General features: G+C 65.4%; 17 protein-coding genes and 1 pseudogene. 2 read left to right on the top strand and 16 right to left on the bottom strand.

Going from position 1 to position 17919, the window contains the following annotated elements; genetic code table 11:
• Positions 1-179: 179 nt before the first annotated feature.
• The 13 genes from C722_RS0118210 to C722_RS25895 form a co-directional block, all read right to left on the bottom strand.
• Positions 180-962 carry a TatD family hydrolase gene (locus tag C722_RS0118210; protein WP_017641887.1) on the bottom strand — a complete coding sequence of 261 codons (783 nt, stop codon included), beginning with the start codon at positions 960-962 and terminating at the stop codon, positions 180-182.
• A gap of 54 nt (positions 963-1016) precedes the next feature.
• Positions 1017-1373, bottom strand: a complete 357-nt coding sequence (locus C722_RS0118205; RefSeq protein ID WP_017641886.1) for a PilZ domain-containing protein — start codon at positions 1371-1373, stop codon at positions 1017-1019.
• Between the two features lie 39 nt (positions 1374-1412).
• Positions 1413-2396: a DNA polymerase III subunit delta' gene (locus C722_RS0118200; protein WP_017641885.1), complete on the bottom strand. Its 984-nt coding sequence runs from the start codon at positions 2394-2396 to the stop codon at positions 1413-1415.
• Entirely contained in the window at positions 2389-3027 is a 639-nt protein-coding gene (tmk, locus tag C722_RS0118195; RefSeq protein WP_017641884.1) for a dTMP kinase, read from the bottom strand. The genes C722_RS0118200 and tmk overlap by 8 nt, the downstream gene beginning before the upstream one ends.
• Positions 3024-4082, bottom strand: coding sequence for an endolytic transglycosylase MltG (gene mltG / locus C722_RS0118190; RefSeq protein WP_017641883.1), 1059 nt, complete (start codon positions 4080-4082; stop codon positions 3024-3026). The genes tmk and mltG overlap by 4 nt, the downstream gene beginning before the upstream one ends.
• A 3-nt stretch (positions 4083-4085) precedes the next feature.
• Complete coding sequence (pabC, locus tag C722_RS0118185; protein WP_026083938.1) at positions 4086-4898, bottom strand: aminodeoxychorismate lyase; 813 nt, start codon at positions 4896-4898, stop codon at positions 4086-4088.
• Positions 4898-6142 (bottom strand): beta-ketoacyl-ACP synthase II, encoded by a 1245-nt coding sequence (gene fabF / locus C722_RS0118180; protein ID WP_026083937.1) that lies wholly within the window; start codon positions 6140-6142, stop codon positions 4898-4900. Before fabF ends, pabC begins: the two co-directional genes overlap by 1 nt.
• A 137-nt stretch (positions 6143-6279) precedes the next feature.
• Positions 6280-6516, bottom strand: coding sequence for an acyl carrier protein (acpP, locus tag C722_RS0118175; RefSeq protein WP_007160597.1), 237 nt, complete (start codon positions 6514-6516; stop codon positions 6280-6282).
• 167 nt (positions 6517-6683) lie between these two features.
• Positions 6684-7427 (bottom strand): 3-oxoacyl-ACP reductase FabG, encoded by a 744-nt coding sequence (gene fabG, locus C722_RS0118170; RefSeq protein WP_017641880.1) that lies wholly within the window; start codon positions 7425-7427, stop codon positions 6684-6686.
• Between the two features lie 14 nt (positions 7428-7441).
• Positions 7442-8377, bottom strand: a complete 936-nt coding sequence (gene fabD, locus C722_RS0118165; protein ID WP_017641879.1) for an ACP S-malonyltransferase — start codon at positions 8375-8377, stop codon at positions 7442-7444.
• 82 nt (positions 8378-8459) lie between these two features.
• On the bottom strand, positions 8460-9449 hold the full coding sequence (gene plsX, locus C722_RS25135; RefSeq protein ID WP_311136205.1) for a phosphate acyltransferase PlsX: 990 nt from the start codon (positions 9447-9449) through the stop codon (positions 8460-8462).
• Positions 9450-9455: 6 nt separating this feature from the next.
• Positions 9456-9638: a 50S ribosomal protein L32 gene (gene rpmF / locus C722_RS0118155; RefSeq protein WP_007160601.1), complete on the bottom strand. Its 183-nt coding sequence runs from the start codon at positions 9636-9638 to the stop codon at positions 9456-9458.
• A gap of 10 nt (positions 9639-9648) precedes the next feature.
• On the bottom strand, positions 9649-10176 hold the full coding sequence (locus tag C722_RS25895; protein ID WP_081594602.1) for a YceD family protein: 528 nt from the start codon (positions 10174-10176) through the stop codon (positions 9649-9651).
• Positions 10177-10275: 99 nt separating this feature from the next.
• On the opposite strand from C722_RS25895, the gene C722_RS0118150 reads away from it, so the two are divergent.
• The gene (locus C722_RS0118150) at positions 10276-10854 is read left to right on the top strand and encodes a nucleoside triphosphate pyrophosphatase (protein WP_026083935.1); all 579 of its coding nucleotides are present in this window, start codon (positions 10276-10278) and stop codon (positions 10852-10854) included.
• A gap of 18 nt (positions 10855-10872) precedes the next feature.
• Here the strand turns inward: C722_RS0118150 and sppA are convergent, their stop codons facing one another.
• From sppA to rluC, 3 genes are read right to left on the bottom strand one after another with little or no spacing between them, the layout of a single operon-like run.
• Entirely contained in the window at positions 10873-11865 is a 993-nt protein-coding gene (gene sppA, locus C722_RS0118145; protein ID WP_017641876.1) for a signal peptide peptidase SppA, read from the bottom strand.
• Entirely contained in the window at positions 11858-12544 is a 687-nt protein-coding gene (locus tag C722_RS0118140) for an HAD-IIIA family hydrolase (protein WP_017641875.1), read from the bottom strand. Before C722_RS0118140 ends, sppA begins: the two co-directional genes overlap by 8 nt.
• Positions 12537-13490: a 23S rRNA pseudouridine(955/2504/2580) synthase RluC gene (gene rluC / locus C722_RS0118135; RefSeq protein WP_017641874.1), complete on the bottom strand. Its 954-nt coding sequence runs from the start codon at positions 13488-13490 to the stop codon at positions 12537-12539. Before rluC ends, C722_RS0118140 begins: the two co-directional genes overlap by 8 nt.
• 705 nt (positions 13491-14195) lie before the next feature.
• On the opposite strand from rluC, the pseudogene rne reads away from it, so the two are divergent.
• Positions 14196-17515, top strand: a pseudogene (rne, locus tag C722_RS25130) (ribonuclease E).
• The last annotated feature ends 404 nt before the right edge of the window (positions 17516-17919 follow it).

Here is a 17919-nt window from a genome sequence, read left to right as displayed (position 1 = left end):
CGCTATTCCAAAACTGTTTAAAAAACGTCCAATCCCGACTGGACCTTTCCCCGCGCTGGCCAATACTCAAGTGACTGGCCGCGTCGACCCCCGCGGCGCGGGCCAGGGAGGCGGTTCTCTGTCTTGGCGATCCGCTGGTCCGGCCCGGGTATCCCAGGATACCCGGGCCATTTTTTTGCCTAGAGGGCAGCGCGGGGAAACAGCCGGCGGAAGTTGGCGGTGGTCTGCTCGGCAAGGGTTGCCAAGCTCACCCCTCGCACGTCGGCCAGACATTGAGCGACCTCGACCACGAATTGCGGCAGATTGGCCTTGCCGCGGTGAGGTACCGGGGCCAGATAGGGCGAATCGGTTTCCACCAGCAGGCGATCGGCCGGCACCTGGCGCGCGACGTCGCGCAGCTCGGCGGCATTGCGAAAGGTCAGGATGCCGGAAAAGGAGATGTAGAAGCCCAGGTCCAGAGCGGCCTTGGCCGTTGCCCAGTCCTCGGTGAAGCAGTGCAGCACCCCGGCGCCCGGCAGGTCGGCGGCGCCCAGCATCGCCAGGGTGTCGGCGCGCGCTTCCCGGGTATGGATCACCAGGGGCAGCGCCGTGCGGCGGGCCGCTTCGAGGTGCAGGGCGAAGGACTGCTGCTGGATCTCGGCGGTGTCGGGCTGGTAGTGATAGTCGAGGCCGGTCTCGCCGATGGCGGCGACGCGCGGATGGGCCAGCCGCTCCAGCAGCCAGTCGAGATCGATGGCGCTGCCCTGGGCGGCATCCAGCGGGTGAATGCCCACCGCGCAGTGGACATCGGCATAGCGTTCGGCCAGGGCCTGCACCGTGGGCGCGTTGCCGGCATCGACGCCGATGCAGAGGAACTGGCTGACGCCCCGAGCGCGCGCAGCATCCAGCGCTGCATCCAGGGAGCCGTCATGAAGGGAAAGATCGAGTCGATCCAGGTGACAGTGGGAGTCGACGAAGTGCACGAGAAATAGCCTTGAATCAGGAGAGGCCCCGCCCCGAGCGGGACGGCGACAGTCTCACATGGTATGGGTGGGACGGTCCGACTTCAGCGAGCCGGCCAGATAGGTTTCGATCTTGTTGCGCGCGGTATTGTCGCCTTCGTTGAACTGCACGCCGACTCCGGCGGCTCTATTGCCCTGGGCGCCCTTGGGGGTGATCCAAACCACCTTGCCGGCAACCGGAATCTTGTCCGGCTCGTCCATCAGGTTGAGCAGCATGAAGACCTCGTCACCCAACTTGTAGGTCTTGCCCGTGGGAATGAACAGGCCACCGTTGCGGATGAAGGGCATGTAGGCGGCATAGAGCACCGACTTGTCCTTGATGGTGAGGGACAGGATGCCATTACGGGGGCCCAGGTTCTGCGGCAAACTCATGAGATTCTCTCGAGACAGGCAAGACGAACGCGCGGATCGCTAGCGTCCGGGCACCAGGCCGGCCCAGCGGATCAACAGCGATTCCAGCAACAATACGCGGTTGAGGTTGGCTTTGCCCAGCACCTTCTGCCGCTCGGCATGCAGCCATTCCTGCAGGGCCAGCACCTCGTGCGGCACGCTCTTCTCAGCCAGGTAACCCAGCACCTTGGCCATGTCCGGCGCGGCTTCGGCATCGGCGCCACCCCACTGCTGACGCAGCACGCCATGGGTCCATTCGCAGAACCAGTCGAGCAGCAGCGGCAGGGGTACGGCGTTCCAGCTCTCGGCCAGTTGACTGGGTGCTGCCTGGCGCTTGAGCAGGCGCTTCACCCCTTCCACCACCAGGGCCCGGCGGGCGAGCACGTCCTCGCCATGCAGACGCAGGGCTGCCAGCGGCGAGCCGCCGGCCAGCACCAGCAACTGGGTGCGGATTTCCGCGTCCAGGTCAGGCAAGCATTCGCCCAGCCAGGTGAGACTCTCGGCGCGCGAGGGCACCGGACAGGCCTGCTGCACACAGCGGCTGCGCACGGTGGGCAGCAGACGACTCGGCTGGTGGCTCACCAGCAGCAGCACGGTAGCGCCCGAGGGCTCTTCCAGACTTTTGAGCAGGGCATTGGCGGCATTGAGGTTCATCGCCTCGACCGGCTCCAGCAGGATCAGCTTGCGCCCACCCAACTGGGCGGTCTGGGAGACGAAGTCCACCAGGCCGCGGATCTGATCGACACGGATGGGCTTCTCGGCCTCTTCCGGCTGGATCACACAATAATCGGGGTGCGTACCTGCCCTCAGGAGCGAGCACGCCTTGCACTGGCCGCAGGCGGCATCGCCCTGGGGCGCCTGGCAGAGCAGCAACGCGGCCAAGCGCTCGGCCAGGTCGCGCTTGCCGATGCCGCGGGGACCATGCAGGAGATAGGCATGAGCATGCTGCCGCCGGGACGAGATCCGCGCCCAGAGCGCCTGCTGCCAGGGATAGACGTCAGCCACCTGACGTCGGCTCCAGGGTGGCGACCAGGGCGCGCAGCTCCGCCTGTACCTCGGCCAGGCTGCGCGAGGCATCGATCAGGCGATAACGCGCTGGCACGGCCTGGGCGCGGTCCAGATAGGTCTGGCGCACCGCTTCGAAAAAGGCGCGCTGCTCCTGCTCGAATCTGTCCAGGGCACCACGGCGGGCCGCCCGGGCCAGGCCGATCTCCACCGGCAGATCGAATACCAGGGTCAGGTCGGGTTGCAGATCGCCCAGCACGAAGGCTTCCAGCGTGGCGATGCGCTCCACGGGGACACCGCGACCGCCGCCCTGGTAGGCATAGGTCGCATCGACGAAGCGATCGCAGAGCACCAAGGCACCCCGCGCCAGGGCGGGCCGGACGACCTGGGCCAGATGCTGGGCACGGGCGGCGAACATCAGCAGCAATTCGGTATCCACGGCCATGGGCTCGGCGGCCGGCGCCAGCAGGATCTCGCGGATGCGCTCGGCCAGCGGCGTGCCACCCGGCTCGCGGGTCAGCACCACTTCACGCCCACTGGCGCCGAGGAGTTCGGCGAGATAGTCGCGGTTGGTGCTCTTGCCCGCGCCCTCGGGGCCTTCGAGGGTGATGAACAGGCCGTTTGCCGTCATGGGGTTTCCTTGGTTTCGGGCGTCTGCGGAGCGGGACTGGAGCGATAGTCGGAGCGCCGCTTGAGCTGGAAGTCGCGGACCGCCTGATTGTGCGCCTCCAGGTCCTTGGAAAAGACATGGCTGCCATCGCCACGGGCGACGAAATACAGGCTGTCGCCATCCTTGGGATGCAGCGCCGCATGGATGGCTTCGCGTCCCGGCATGGCGATCGGCGTCGGCGGCAATCCCGCGTTGAGATAGGTGTTGTAGGGCGAGGGCTCGCGCAGATCGGCGCGGGTGATCCGGCCGTTATAGCGCTCGCCCATGCCGTAGATCACCGTGGGATCGGTCTGCAGCAGCATGCCGGCCGCCAGGCGCCGGACGAAGACGCCGGCGATCTCGTCGCGCTCTTCGGGCACGCCGGTCTCTTTCTCCACCAGCGACGCCATGATCAGTGCCTGGTAGGCGTCCTTGTAGGGCACCGCGGGATCGCGCTCCTGCCATTCCTGGTCGAGTACGGCCTGCAGGCGCTGATTGGCCTGGCGCAACAGATCCGACTCGCGCTGGCCCTTCACATAGCGATAGGTATCGGGAAAGAAGCGCCCCTCGGGATGCTGGCCCTCCAGCCCCAGGCGTTTCATCAGGGCGGCATCGTCCAGCTCGGCGGTATCGTGTTCGAGCTTGGGCTGCCGCGCCAGGGCAGCGCGCACCTGCCGGAAATTCCAGCCTTCCACCAGGGTGAGGCCGTACTGCACCACCTCGCCCTTGCGCCAGAGGCCGAACAGCTGCTCCACGGTCATGCCCGGGGTCAGGCGGTATTCACCGCTATGCAGCGTCTGCCCTGCCAGATTGAAGCGCCAGTACAGGCGTAGCCAGAAGGCGCCGTCGAGCACCCCCTGCTCTTCCAGGCGCAGCAGACTGCCGCCTGGGCTCGCCCCCTTGGGGATCTCGATCAGTTGCTCGCCGTCGACCTTCAGCGGCTGAATCAGCGCCTGGTGCTGGCGCCAACCGGCCAGGACCAGCAGCAGGCCGCCAGCGGCCAGCAGCGCCGTAAGCAGAGCTCTCGCCTTACGCATCGGCTATTCCAGAATCTCGTTTATCGAACCTTGCAGTTTACGGGTCACCGGCCCCACGGACCAGTTCGCGGCTGCGTACCGGCGCACGGGCCAGATACCGTATTGGCTGTTGCAGAGGAAAACTTCGTCGGCACCGAGCAGGTCATCCCGCGACAGCGATAGCACCTCGGTCGGGATGCCCTCCGCGGCGGCGATGTCGAGCAGCAGGCCACGCATCACGCCGGCCACGCCACAGCCGTCGAGCGCGGGAGTCAGCAGCCGCCCCGCGCGGACCAGGAACAGATTACTGAACACCCCTTCGATCGGCCTGCCGTCCTGAGCCAGCATCAGGCCTTCGGCATACTCGGTGCTACTCCACTCCCCACGCGCCAGCACCTGTTCGAGTCGATTCAGGTGCTTGAGTCCGGCCAGCAACGGCTGGTGCGCCAGGCGAGTGGTGCAGGGATAGAGGGCGATGCCCTCGGCGGCATGGACTGCCGGATAGGCCGGTGCCGGGGAGCCCAGCAACAGCCGTCGTACCTCGGGCTCGGCCGGCGGGGCATAACCGCGCAGGCCATTACCACGGGTGAGCAGCAGCTTGGCGACACCCTCTCCCAGCAGCGTCGCATAGGCGCGGATCTCGGCGTCCAGCTGCGCGATGTCGCCGGGAATACGCAGCCGCTGGCAACCCGTGGCCAGCCGCTGCAGGTGACGGTCCAACAGACGCGGCTGGCCCCGGCGTACCGCGATGGTCTCGAACAGCCCATCGCCATAGGCCAGACCCCGGTCGCGTTGCAGGCCGGGATCCAGCGGTTGGCCATTGAGCCAGTCCTGGATCAAGCGTCGAAGCGCCGGAACACCAGACTACCGTTGGTGCCACCAAAGCCGAACGAATTGGACAGGGCCACTTCGATGGGCCGCTGCCGCGCCTCGTGGGGCACGAAGTCCAGATCGCAGCCGTCGCTGGGATGGTCCAGGTTGATGGTGGGCGGCGCCACCTGATCGCGCAGGGCGAGTACCGTGAAGATGGCCTCCACCGCACCCGCGGCACCCAGCAGGTGACCGGTCATGGACTTGGTGGAACTCACGCTCAGACGCTTGGCCTGCTCACCGAACACCTGCTTGAGGGCAGCCACTTCAGCCAGGTCGCCGGCTGGCGTGGAGGTGCCATGGGCGTTGACGTAGTCGACCGCTTCCGGCGCGATGCCGGCGTCCTTGAGGGTCGCTCTCATACAGCGCGCGGCACCCGCGCCGTCTTCCGGCGGTGCGGTCATGTGGAAGGCGTCCGCGCTCATGCCGAAACCAATCAGCTCGGCATAGATGCGGGCGCCCCGCGCCTTGGCGTGCTCGTACTCTTCCAGCACCAGGGCGCCGGCGCCATCGGACAGCACGAAGCCATCACGGTCGCGATCCCAGGGCCGGCTGGCGCGGGTCGGATCGTCGTTGCGGGTCGACAGGGCACGCGCCGCGCCGAAGCCACCCAGCCCCAGACCCGAGGTCGCCATCTCCGAACCGCCGGCGACCATGACATCGGCCTCGTCGTAGGCGATGTTGCGCGCCGCCATGCCGATGCAATGCGTCGCCGTGGTGCAGGCGGTGGCGATGGCATAGTTGGGACCCTGCAGACCCAGATGGATCGACAGGAAACCGGACACCATGTTGATGATGGAGCCCGGGACGAAAAAGGGGGAAATACGGCGTGGACCCTGGGCGAGCAGCGACTGGCAATTCGCCTCGATATTGGTCAGTCCGCCGATGCCGGAACCCATGGCGACACCCATGCGCTCGCGATTGCCATCGTTGACCTCGATACCGCTGTCACGCATGGCCTGGAAGCTGGCAGCGAGACCGTATTGGATGAACAGATCCAGCTTGCGGGCTTCCTTCGCGGACAGGTACTGCTCCACGTCGAATCCCTTGACCGATCCGCCGATCCGCGTGCTGAAGGCAGAGACGTCCATATGCTCGATCGGCGCGATACCGCTGCGACCGGCCAGGATGCCTTCCCAGCTGCTCGCCACATCGGCGCCAAGCGGCGATACCATGCCCATACCCGTGATCACGACACGTCTACGCGACACACCCAACTCCTCTTGTCCTTCCGGGGCGGCCACCCCTCTTAAAAAAAGCCGATTCCAGCGATCTTGACCTTGGACCTAAAGAAAAGCCGCACGCCCTACAGGACGTGCGGCTTCTTGTGTCCGAAACTGGCGACTACTTATTGCTGGTGAGCAACGATGTAGTCGATAGCTTCCTGGACGGTGGTGATCTTCTCAGCCTGCTCGTCCGGGATTTCGGTCTCGAATTCCTCTTCCAGAGCCATCACCAGTTCGACGGTGTCAAGGGAGTCGGCGCCCAGATCCTCGACGAAGGAAGCGCTGTTGGTAACTTCCTCTTCCTTCACGCCGAGCTGCTCAGCGACGATCTTCTTAACGCGTTCTTCGATGGTGCTCATACCGTGTTCTCACTCCTAAAGGAAAAATCCGCACAACGGATTGCGCGTAAGTGTATAGAAAGGGATTTCCGTATTTCAAGCTGACGCGACATCAAGACGTATGCACGGCCATTGCTGGTCCGACAGTTTACCAGCTTAGCGCAATAGCCGCGCGGGGGTAACGCCGGTCAGCTCATGTACATTCCGCCGTTCACGGGGATCGTGGCGCCGGTCACATAGGCCGCGCCCTCGCCGGCCAGGAAGCCGACCACCTTGGCGATCTCGTCGGCCTGGCCGAGGCGGCCGGCCGGGATCTGGGTCAGCAGCGCGGTGCGCTGGGCTTCCGGCAGTTCACGGGTCATGTCGGTGTCGATGAAGCCAGGCGCAACGGCGTTGACGGTGATGTTGCGCGAACCCACCTCGCGAGCCAGCGCCCGGGTGAAGCCCTCGAGACCGGCCTTGGCGGCGGCGTAGTTGGCTTGGCCGGCATTGCCCATGGCTCCCACCACCGAGCCGATGCTGACGATGCGACCCCAGCGGCCCTTGGTCATGCCCTTGAGCACAGCCTTGGACAGGCGGAACAGGCTGTTGAGGTTGGTATCGATCACGTCGAACCACTCGTCGTCCTTCATCCGCAGCATCAGGTTGTCGCGGGTGATGCCGGCGTTGTTGACCAGGATCGACGGGGCGCCGAATTGTGCCTGGACCTGCTCGAGGGCAGCCGCGACGGAGGCGTTGTCGGAGACGTTGAGCACCAGACCGGTGCCTTCGATACCGTTGGCCTTGAGCGACTCGGCGATGCGCTGGGCGCCCGCCTCACTGGTCGCGGTGCCGATCACAGTGGCGCCCAGGCGGCCCAGTTCCAGGGCGATGGCTTGACCGATACCACGGGTGGCGCCCGTGACCAGGGCGACCTTACCTTGCAGACTCATCTCGTTTCCTCGATTCAAAAAGCCGCGCGCGCGGCGGCGAAGGCGTCGGGGGTGTCCAGGGCCAGCGTTTCCACGCCCTTGACGCATCTCTTGTTCAGACCGGCCAGCACCTTGCCGGGGCCGCACTCCACCAGGTGGGTGACGCCCTGGGCAGCCAGGTACTGCACGGATTCGACCCAGCGCACCGGACTGTAGAGCTGGGCCAGCAGATCCTGCTGGAGGCTGTCCAGGTCGGTGTTGACGCCGGCATTGACGTTTTGCACCACCGGAATCTCCGGCTGGCTCCAGGTGCAGCCGCGTACGTCCTCGGCGAACCGCTCGGCCGCCGGGCGCATCAGCTCGCAGTGGGACGGCACGCTGACCGGCAGGGCCACGGCGCGCTTGGCACCCAGCGCCTTGCAAGCCTCGATGGCGCGCGCTACCGCGGCGGCGGCACCGGCGATCACCACCTGACCCGGGGCATTGAAATTGACGGCGCTCACGACCTCGCCCTGGGCGGCTTCGGCACAGGCGGCCAGCACCTGGGCATCTTCCAGACCCAGGATGGCGGCCATGCCACCCTGCCCGGCCGGCACGGCCTGCTGCATCAGCTCACCGCGACGCGCCACCAGGCGTACCGCCTCGGCGAACGGCAGGCTGCCCGCGGCAACCAGCGCCGAGTACTCGCCCAGGCTGTGACCGGCGACATAGGCCGGCTTGGTGCCGCCTTCGGCCAGCCACAGACGCCACAACGCGATGGAGGCGGTCAGGATGGCGGGCTGGGTACGGTCGGTCTGGTTGAGCGACTCCTGGGGGCCCTGCTGGGTCAGCGCCCAGAGGTCGTAGCCGAGGACGGCGGAGGCTTCAGCGAAGGTTTCGCCGATCAGCGCATGGTGCGTGGCCAACTCACCCAGCATGCCCAGGGCCTGGGAACCCTGACCGGGAAAGACGAAAGCGAGAGAGGCGGACATAGGCAGGTCTCTTGTAGGTCCATTGCTGGCGAAACCGCGATTCCGCCACTGACAGACTGAGATGTCGGTGTCGACCGGTCGGTCACACCGCTTTCAGAGCCGCCAAGTTTAACCGGATACGGCCAGGCAGATCAGTCTCCACGTCGCGCAGAGCGCGCTCGATGGCCTGAACGAGACCGACTTCGCCTGCCGCGCCATGGCTCTTCACCACCACCGCGTTCAAGCCGAGAAAGCTCGCGCCATTGTGCAGCTCCGGATTCCAATGACGGAAACGGCGGGCCAGCCAGGGTTGCAGCAACCGACGTTCGAGCCAGGAGGCCGTGCCACTGCGCTCGACCAACAGGCGCAGCAGCGCCTCGCCGGACTTGAGCACGGCGTTGCCGGTGAAGCCATCGCAGACCACCACGTCGGCTGCGGCGGCATAGAGATCGCTGCCTTCGACGAAGCCGATGAAATCGAAGGCCTGACTCTGAGCGAGGCGCCGGGCGGCGTCCTGGATCACCGGCGTGCCCTTGCCCGGTTCGCGCCCGACGTTCAGTAGCGCGACCCTTGGCCGCACCAGACCCCGCGCCTGGGCCGCCCCCGCGCCCAGATAGGCGAACTGCACCAGCTGTTCGGCCGAGGTGTCGAGGTTGGCGCCGAGATCCAGCAGCAGCGTCTGATGCCTGTCCCGCCCGGGCAGCGCCGATACCATGGCGGGTCGATCGATGTCCGGCAGCGTCCCGAGCAGCTGTCGCGCGAGCGCCATCCAGGCCCCGGTATTGCCGGCACTCAGGCAGCCCTGGGCACGCCCCTGCTGGACCGCTTCGAGGGCGGCATGCATGGAGGTCCGGGTGCGACTTCGTACCACAGCAGCGGGTCGCTCATCGGGCCCGACGAGGGCATCGACGTATTCGAACTGCAGGCGGTTGGCGAGGGAGGCAGGCGGTGACCAGGCCGACAGGGCGTCGCGCTGACCACAGAGGAGAAGCTGTAAGGCGGGGAAACGCTCGAGAGCGTCGAGTGCAGCAGGAACAATGCAGCGGGAACCGAAGTCCCCGCCCATTGCATCGATCGCGATGACGATTTCGATCGAGGATTACTCGTCGGAACCCTTGTCGATCACTTTGCGACCGCGGTAGAAACCGTCGGGCGACACGTGGTGGCGCAGGTGAACTTCACCGGTGCTCTTTTCCACGGACAGAGCGTTCGCTTCGAGGGCGTCGTGCGAACGACGCATGTCGCGAGCGGAACGGGATTTTTTGTTCTGCTGAACAGCCATGATTTAACTCCTAAACGTTTGGGTCACGCTTCAACTGCGCAAGTACACTGAACGGGTTGGGTCGCTTTTCCTCGTCCGCCGGCTCTTCGGGCGCCTCGAAACCTTCCGGATGTTGGCAAGCACCTTCCGGATGCACAGGGATGATCGGCAGAGCGAGCAACAGCTCTTCTTCGATCAGGCTATGCAGATCCAGGGGTTCTTCACCAACCTCCAGGGCATCGTAACCCTGTGGCAAGGCATCGGCCGACTTCCCTTCCCAGAGCACGGCGAAATCGAATTCGCTGCTAATAGGAAGCACTGCCGGCTCCAGACAACGCTGGCAAATCATCTCGACCGCGGTATCCAGGACACCATGGATGACGAATTGCTTTTGTTGATCACGCCCGAAGTCGAGGACGACGGCTACCGCGCCTTCGGACTTCACGAGCTGCTCGCCGACACGCCGCATGTTCGCGAGAGGCAGCTCACCCTTGAGGGTTACGCCGCGATCCGCCAATTTGCGAGGATCGACCTGAGGTGGAATTGGCCCATTCAACATAAGCGCGCCATTATAGGGACGGCCTTACGGCTGTCAAAGGAAATTAACCCCGAAGCGATTCCGACCGACCTCTGGTCGACCGCGCCCGAGAACAAACCGATGCCTCTCATTCTACTCGCTTCCAGCTCACCTTACCGCCGCCAATTGCTGGAAAGGTTGCACCTGCCCTTCGCCCACCAGTCGCCGGACATCGACGAGACGCCGCTACCCGGCGAAAGCCCCCGGGCGCTGGTGGAGCGACTGGCGCGGGCCAAGGCTGCCGCCCTGGCCGACCAGCCCGCGCCCACGCTCATCATCGGCTCGGATCAGGCAACCGCCATTGATGGCGAGATTCTCGGCAAGCCCTTGACGCATGAACGGGCCCACCAGCAACTGGCCCGCGCCAGTGGCCAGACGCTGGTATTCCATACCGGACTCGCCCTGCTGGACAGTCGCACCGGCGAGTGCCGTAGCGAGGTGGTGGATTTCCAGGTGCGCTTTCGCCCGCTCGACGCGGCGACGATCGACCGCTACCTGTTGGCGGAACAGCCCTATGACTGCGCCGGCAGCTTCAAGGCCGAGGGCCTCGGCATCGCGCTCTTCGACGCCATGCAGGGAGAGGATCCGACCAGTCTGATCGGCCTCCCCCTCATTCGGCTCGCCGCGCTGCTGCGCGAGGCAGGACTGCAGGTCCCCTGAGACCTGCTGGACGCTGCCCTAGCGCAGCGTCGGACCCTGCCAGCCCATATAGAGGGCCAGACGCTCGGCGACGCTGGCGCCCAGGCGCTTGGCGAAGCGATCAAAGGGCGAATCTTCCTGGGTATAGTCCACCAGCCGCTCTTGCTTGATCACATCCCGCGCCACGTAGCTGGCACTGCCCAGGCCATCGATCAGTCCCAGGGTCAGGGCTTGCTCGCCGGACCAGACCAATCCGGAGAACAACTCGGGATGATCCTCGACCTTGAGCCGGTCGCCACGCCCTTTCTTGACGCTGTCGATGAACTGCTGATGGGTGGTATCCAGCACCTGCTGCCAGAAGCGGGTTTCCTCGGGCTTCTGCGGCTGGAAGGGATCGAGGAAAGCCTTGTGCTCGCCAGAGGTGTAGACGCGCCGCTCCACACCCAGCTTTTCCATGGTGCCGACGAAGCCGAAGGAAGCCGCGGTCACGCCGATGGAGCCGACCAGGCTGGCCTTGTCGGCATAGATGGCATCGGCCGCACTGGCCACATAGTAGGCGCCCGAGGCACCCAGGTCGGTGATCACCGCGTACAGCTTGATGTCCGGATGCAGGCCGCGCAGGCGCTTGATCTCGTCATAGATATAGCCGGATTGCACCGGACTGCCGCCTGGGCTGTTGATGCGCAGTACCACGCCACGGGTGTTGCTGTCGTCGAAGGCCTTGCGCAGGGCCGTAACTACATTGTCGGCACTGGCCTTCTCGTCGTCGGCGATCACGCCCTTGAGCTCGATGAGCGCGGTATGGGCACCGGACTCGGTCACCCCCCCCTTCTTGCCCAACGACAGCAGCGGCGTGAACAGCACCAGCATGACGATCAGGTAGGCGAAGGTCAGCAGCTTGAAAAAGATGCCCCAGCGCCGCGCCCGCCGCTGCTCGCGCACACTGGCGAGCATGGTCTTCTCGATCAGGGCCCAGGTCTTGTCGTCCGCCGGACGCGCACGCCCATTGTCTTCCTTCCACTCGTCAGCCATGCCCTACCTCACTCCTGCCCACAACGTTGTCACCCAGCCACAGCGCCAGGTCCGCGAAAGCTTCGATCACCAGGCGCGGTCCGAAATCCCTCAGCACCTCGGCCGGCTGGGCACCATAGGCGACCCCGACCGCAGCGACCCCGGCACGCCGGGCCATTTCCAGGTCGAACACCGCATCTCCCACCAGCAGGGCACGCTCCGGGGCGACACCGCAATGGGCGAGGATCTCCTGCACCATCTGCGGATCGGGCTTGCCAGCTGTCTCGTCGGCGCAACGGGTGATATCGAAGAACTCGCTCAGGCCATGCTGCTGCAGCGAGCGGGCCAGCCCACGCCGGCTCTTTCCGGTCGCCACGGCCAGTTGGTAACCCTGGGCGCGAAAACGCTGCAGCCCACTCATCACCTCCGGAAACAGGGGCGATGCCTCCTGTTCGCGGCGGACGAACTCGGCGCTGTAGGCATCGCGAAAGCCCTCGATCTGCGCCGGAGTCACCAGGTGCGGATAGAGGGTCTGGATGGCCGCGACCAGCTCCAGGCCGATGATGCCCTTGATGGCCATGTCGCTACGCGGCGGCAGCCCCAGCTGTTCGGCCGCCACGTGCATCACCTCGACGATCCGGCCGATGGAATCCGCCAGGGTGCCGTCCCAGTCGAAGATCAGCAGCTGGTAGTCAGGCATCCAGCCGCTCCAGCGTCTGGCTCCAGGTGCCGTCGACCGGCGCTTCCAGGCGCAGCTCACCGCCTTCGGGCAAGGGGATCACCAGACTCGCCGAGTGCAGGAACAGCCGCTTGCCGCCCAGCTCGCGAATCTCCTGAGAGAAGTCTTCATCACCGTATTTGGGATCACCGGCGATGGCGTGCCCGGCATGACGGGCATGGACGCGGATCTGATGGGTACGACCGGTCACCGGCCGCGCCTCGACCAGGGTGGCGAATTCCCCATAGCGCCGCAGCACGCGGAATTCGGTGAGCGCTTCCTTGCCTTCGTCGTTGACCTCGACCATGCGCTCGCCGGATCTGAGCGTGTTCTTCAGCAGCGGCGCATTGATTTTCTTCTTGGCCGCCGGCCAATGGCCGCGCACCAGGGCGTGATAGCGCTTGTCGACGCCATCGCCACGCAAGGCCTCGTGCAGGAAACGCAGCATGCTGCGTTTCTTGGCGATCATCAGCAGGCCCGAGGTATCCCGGTCGAGACGATGGACCAGCTCGATATCGCGGGCCTCGGGACGCAGCTGGCGAAAGACCTCGATGACCCCGCCGGTCAGGCCACTGCCGCCGTGTACGGCGATCCCGGCCGGCTTGTTGATGACGATGAGGGCCTTGTCCTCGTGGACGATGGACTCTTCCAAGCGCTCGAGCAGCCCCTTGGCCAGGGGTGCCGGCTCGCCGGGCTCGGACAGCCGCAGCGGCGGTACGCGAATCTGGTCGCCGGCCTGTAGACGATAGTCGGGCTTGATGCGCCCCTTGTTCACCCGCACTTCGCCCTTGCGCAGGATGCGATAGATGAGGGTCTTGGGCGCGCCCTTGAGTTGGGTACGCAGGAAGTTGTCGATACGCTGGCCGGCATAGTCGGCGGGCACATCGAGCAGTTGAACGCCGGTGCTGGGAGAAGGAGGCTTAGTCATCGGCAGATGATAGCAATTTTCCCTTATTTGAAGCACTTAAAGCTTGCTGCTATAGTCCGGAGGCGGTTATCAGTCCTGTCTGGATGGCACCGCTCGCGAGGCCGTCGATTCCGCCCGCGAATAATAGGCTGCAAATGCAATAGTCACTGGACGTCTGGCCGTCCAGCAGACCGCCGACTCTGCCCAAGGGGGTGAGTGGCGAGCTGCGATCCGCCTGGTAACCAAGGCAGCGGCACCCAGGGTGCCAGCTGTAAAACGACAACCGCTCCGGACCTTGCGGGCGGCACCAGATTCCTGAAGATTGTGTGCAGGATGGAGATGCACAACCAGCGTATCGCGTAGCCTGACAGTACGCCTGCAGCCCGCTTCGCGCCCAGCTTCGGCCAAGGTGACGATCGCAGGTGGAAGCCTCAAGGCCAACGGCCGATGCTCCAACCGCGACACCTGACACGAATCCCGCGACGACCCGGCTGCCCGAGCCTTTCGGCTGTCACGCCCGCACCATGCCTGGTTGATTCCTCCTTCTGCGGAGCTGCAAAGGCAGTCGCTCAAGCGCCTGCAGGAGACGTAGTCGCGGCACGCCCCCGGGCCTGCTGCTGGACACGAAGACCGGAGCTACTCCGGTTTCGATACGACCCCGTGCACCCTTCTCCTGAATCCTGTTGCCACCACGCGGGCCGAGAGCCTGGAACGTAGTGGTATTACATGAAGAGAATGCTCATCAACGCGACCCAGCCCGAGGAATTGCGGGTTGCCTTGGTCGACGGTCAACGCCTGTTCGATCTGGACATCGAGTCCGGAGCCCGCGAACAGAAAAAGGCCAACATCTACAAAGGCCGCATCACCCGCATCGAACCCAGCCTGGAAGCCGCCTTCGTCGACTTCGGCGCCGATCGCCACGGCTTCCTGCCGCTGAAGGAAATCTCCCGGGAATACTTCAAGAAGAACCCGGAAGGCCGCGTCAACATCAAGGAAGTGCTCTCCGAAGGCCAGGAAGTAGTCGTCCAGGTCGAAAAGGAAGAGCGCGGCAACAAGGGCGCCGCCCTGACCACCTTCATCAGCCTTGCCGGTCGCTACCTGGTGCTGATGCCCAACAATCCCCGCGCGGGCGGCATCTCCCGTCGCATCGAGGGTGAAGAGCGCAACGAACTGCGCGAAGCCCTGAACGGCCTGAACGCTCCGGGCGACATGGGCCTGATCGTGCGCACCGCCGGCCTGGGCCGCAGCACCGAAGAGCTGCAGTGGGACCTCGATTACCTGCTGCAACTCTGGTCCGCCATCAACGAAGCCTCGGGCGAGCGCAAGGGTCCCTTCCTGATCTATCAGGAAAGCAACGTCATCATTCGCGCCATCCGCGACTACCTGCGCCAGGACATCGGCGAGGTCCTGGTCGACAGCGTCGAAGCCCAGGAAGAGGCCCTGAGCTTCATCCGCCAGGTGATGCCGCAGTACGCCAGCAAGATCAAGCTGTACCAGGACAGCGTCCCGCTGTTCAATCGCTTCCAGATCGAAAGCCAGATCGAGACCGCCTTCCAGCGCGAAGTGAAGCTGCCGTCGGGTGGCTCCATCGTCATCGACCCCACCGAAGCCCTGGTGTCCATCGACATCAACTCGGCGCGCGCCACCAAGGGTGGCGACATCGAAGAAACCGCCCTGCAGACCAACCTGGAAGCGGCTGAGGAAATCGCCCGCCAGCTGCGCCTGCGCGACATCGGCGGCCTGATCGTCATCGACTTCATCGACATGACCCCGGTCAAAAACCAGCGCGCCGTGGAAGATCGTGTCCGCGAAGCCCTGGAAGCCGACCGCGCTCGCGTGCAGATCGGTCGCATCTCCCGCTTCGGCCTGCTGGAAATGTCCCGTCAGCGCCTGCGCCCTTCCCTGCGGGAAACCAGCGGCATCGTCTGCCCCCGTTGCAACGGCCAGGGCATCATCCGCGATGTGGAATCCCTGTCGCTGGCCATCCTGCGCCTGATCGAGGAAGAAGCCCTCAAGGATCGCACCGCCGAGGTCCGTGCCCACGTACCCATCCAGGTCGCGTCCTTCCTGCTCAACGAGAAGCGCAACAGCATCACCAAGATCGAGTTGCGTACCCGCGTGCGCATCATCATCCTGCCAGACGATCACATCGAGACCCCGCACTTCGAAGTGCAGCGTCTGCGTGACGACAATCCCGAGCTGCTGAACAGCCAGTCCAGCTACGAGATGGCCAATACCGAAGCCGAAGAGGTGCAACCGGTCAGCTCCACCCGCACCCTGGTGCGCCAGGAAGCGGCGGTGAAGGTCGCGCCCGAGCGCGCGCCGGCCCCTACTCCGGTCACCGCCGAAGTCGTGGCGCCCGCCGCCCCCGCAGCCAAGGCCACTACCGAGCCGAACCTGTTCAAGGGCCTGGTGAAGTCCCTGGTCAGCCTGTTCGCCGGCAAGACCGAAGAGCAGCCGATGGCCGATAAGGCCGTTGCCGCGCCGGTCGCCGCCAAGAGCAGCGACGAGCAGCGCAGCCAGGACGAGCGCCGCAACGGTCGCCAGCAGAATCGCCGCCGCGAAGGCCGTCGTGACGACGAGCGCAAGCCGCGTGAAGAGCGTCAGCCCCGCGCTGACCGTGGCGAGCGTAGCGAGCGCCCGGCCCGCGAAGAGCGCAAGCCGCGTGAAGAGCGTCAGCCCCGCGAAGAGCGTCAGGCCCGCGAAGATCGTCCGGCTCGCGAGGAGCGTCAGCCCCGTGAAGAGCGCGCCAACCGCGAAGAGCGTCAACCGCGTGAAGAACGCCAGCCCGCGAGGAGCGTCAGCCGCGCGAAGAGCGCCAGCCCCGTGAGGAGCGCGCCTCTCGCGAAGAGCGTCAGCCGCGTGAAGAGCGTCAGCCCCGCGAAGAGCGCCAACCTCGTGAGGAGCGTCAGCCCCGCGAAGAGCGCCAACCTCGTGAGGAGCGTCAGCCCCGCGAAGAGCGCGTGAGTGCCGAAGAGCGTCCGGCTCGCGAAGAGCGCAAGCCGCGTGAAGAGCGTCAATCGCGCGAAGAACGCAAGGTGCGCGAAGAGCGTCAGGAAGCGGCCAGTGCCGAAGAGCTGAACGAGGAAGAGGTACTGGACGGCAACGAGGAGCTGGAAGAAGGCGAAGAGCGTCCGCGTCGCCGTTCCCGCGGTCAGCGTCGTCGCAGCAACCGTCGCGAGCGTCAGCGTGATGCCAACGGCAACTTCATCGAAGACGAAGAGCAGAGTACTGCAGCCACCGATGCCCCTGTCGCGCCGGCCGCGGTCGCCCTGGGTACCGCCGTCGTGGTCAGCGAAAGCGTGACCGCCATTGCTACCCAGGAAGAGGTTCGTGACGTTCGCCAGCAGGAACCGACAGTCGCTGCCGACACCACTCCTGCCGCCGCCGAAGCGACTCAGGAAGCTGCGCTGGAGCAGCCTGCCGCCGACGCCCCTGCCCAGCCGGAGATCCTCACCCCCCAGGTGAGCCAGCTGCAGGACGAGCGTGCACCGCATCAGGAAGTGGAAATCGCCGCACCGGTCGCCGAGCAGGTCGCTCCGGTAACTGCAACCGCGCCCATCCCCACAGCACCGGTCGAGACCGACGCGGCAGAATCGGCTGCAGGTCGCGCCTCCAATGATCCGCGCGAGCGTCGTCGCCGTGAGCGCCTGGCCCGTGAAGCTGAGGCTGCCCGTGCCAAGCAGGCCGAGCAGGCCGAGCAGGATGCGCAAGCCCCTGCCCTGGGCGCCATCGCGGAAACCGAGGAAACCTTCGCTACCGCAGCGGTAGGGACCGTAGAGCCGCAGCAGGCACCCGAGGCTCAGCCCGTCCAGGCCGCCGAAGAGCTGCCCGCCGCTGAAGCCGAGTCCGCGCCAATCGTGGTGGAAGAGCCCGTCGAAGTCGTGCCTAGCCCTGCCCAGGAAGAAGCGGCCAACGTCGCCCTGACCGGTGAGCACGATAGCTCCGCCGAAGCCCCCAAGGCCGACACGGTGCAGGCAGATGAAGCCGCTCAGGCCGAGATCGACCGCAAGCGTAACGAGTCGCGGGAAAACCACACCCGCTGATTCTGGCGGTAGATGAAAAAGGGCGCCTTGGCGCCCTTTTTCATGCCCGGAATTCAAGGAGGTGCCAGGGCCTGCGGTAGCTGGTAAGCCCCACCCACGCCGCCCGGATACATCCCCACGGGTTGGCGCTGAGCGTAGCAAAGCCCAATGCCAGCACGGATGCATTGCTTGCTTGTTGGGCCTCGACGATAGAGCCGTCTCAGCCCAACCTACGTTGCCTAGGCACAACTCCGTAGGTTGGCGCTGAGCGTAGCAAAGCCCAATGCCAGCAGGGATGCATTGCTTGCTTGCTGGGCTTCGACGATAGAGCCGTCTCAGCCCAACCTACGTTGCCTAGGCACAACCCCGTAGGTTGGCGCTGAGCGTAGCGAAGCCCAACGCCAGCAGGGATGCACTGCTTGCTT

The organism is Pseudomonas sp. 313 (assembly GCF_000316965.1).
Classification (GTDB): domain Bacteria; phylum Pseudomonadota; class Gammaproteobacteria; order Pseudomonadales; family Pseudomonadaceae; genus Chryseomonas; species Chryseomonas benzopyrenica.
Note: the sequence above shows the minus strand (reverse complement) of the source record. Positions and strands in the feature narration are given on the sequence as shown.

Bases quoted from the DNA above. Each gene is read 5' to 3' on its own strand.
- C722_RS0118205 (WP_017641886.1), bottom strand. From the start codon at position 1,373: ATGAGTTTGCCGCAGAACCTGGGCCCCCGTAATGGCATCCTGTCCCTC.
- tmk (WP_017641884.1), bottom strand. From the start codon at position 3,027: ATGACGGCAAACGGCCTGTTCATCACCCTCGAAGGCCCCGAGGGCGCG.
- mltG (WP_017641883.1), bottom strand. From the start codon at position 4,082: ATGCGTAAGGCGAGAGCTCTGCTTACGGCGCTGCTGGCCGCTGGCGGC.
- acpP (WP_007160597.1), bottom strand. From the start codon at position 6,516: ATGAGCACCATCGAAGAACGCGTTAAGAAGATCGTCGCTGAGCAGCTC.
- fabG (WP_017641880.1), bottom strand. From the start codon at position 7,427: ATGAGTCTGCAAGGTAAGGTCGCCCTGGTCACGGGCGCCACCCGTGGT.
- fabD (WP_017641879.1), bottom strand. From the start codon at position 8,377: ATGTCCGCCTCTCTCGCTTTCGTCTTTCCCGGTCAGGGTTCCCAGGCC.
- rpmF (WP_007160601.1), bottom strand. From the start codon at position 9,638: ATGGCTGTTCAGCAGAACAAAAAATCCCGTTCCGCTCGCGACATGCGT.
- C722_RS25895 (WP_081594602.1), bottom strand. From the start codon at position 10,176: ATGTTGAATGGGCCAATTCCACCTCAGGTCGATCCTCGCAAATTGGCG.
- C722_RS0118150 (WP_026083935.1), top strand. From the start codon at position 10,276: ATGCCTCTCATTCTACTCGCTTCCAGCTCACCTTACCGCCGCCAATTG.
- sppA (WP_017641876.1), bottom strand. From the start codon at position 11,865: ATGGCTGACGAGTGGAAGGAAGACAATGGGCGTGCGCGTCCGGCGGAC.
- C722_RS0118140 (WP_017641875.1), bottom strand. From the start codon at position 12,544: ATGCCTGACTACCAGCTGCTGATCTTCGACTGGGACGGCACCCTGGCG.
- rluC (WP_017641874.1), bottom strand. From the start codon at position 13,490: ATGACTAAGCCTCCTTCTCCCAGCACCGGCGTTCAACTGCTCGATGTG.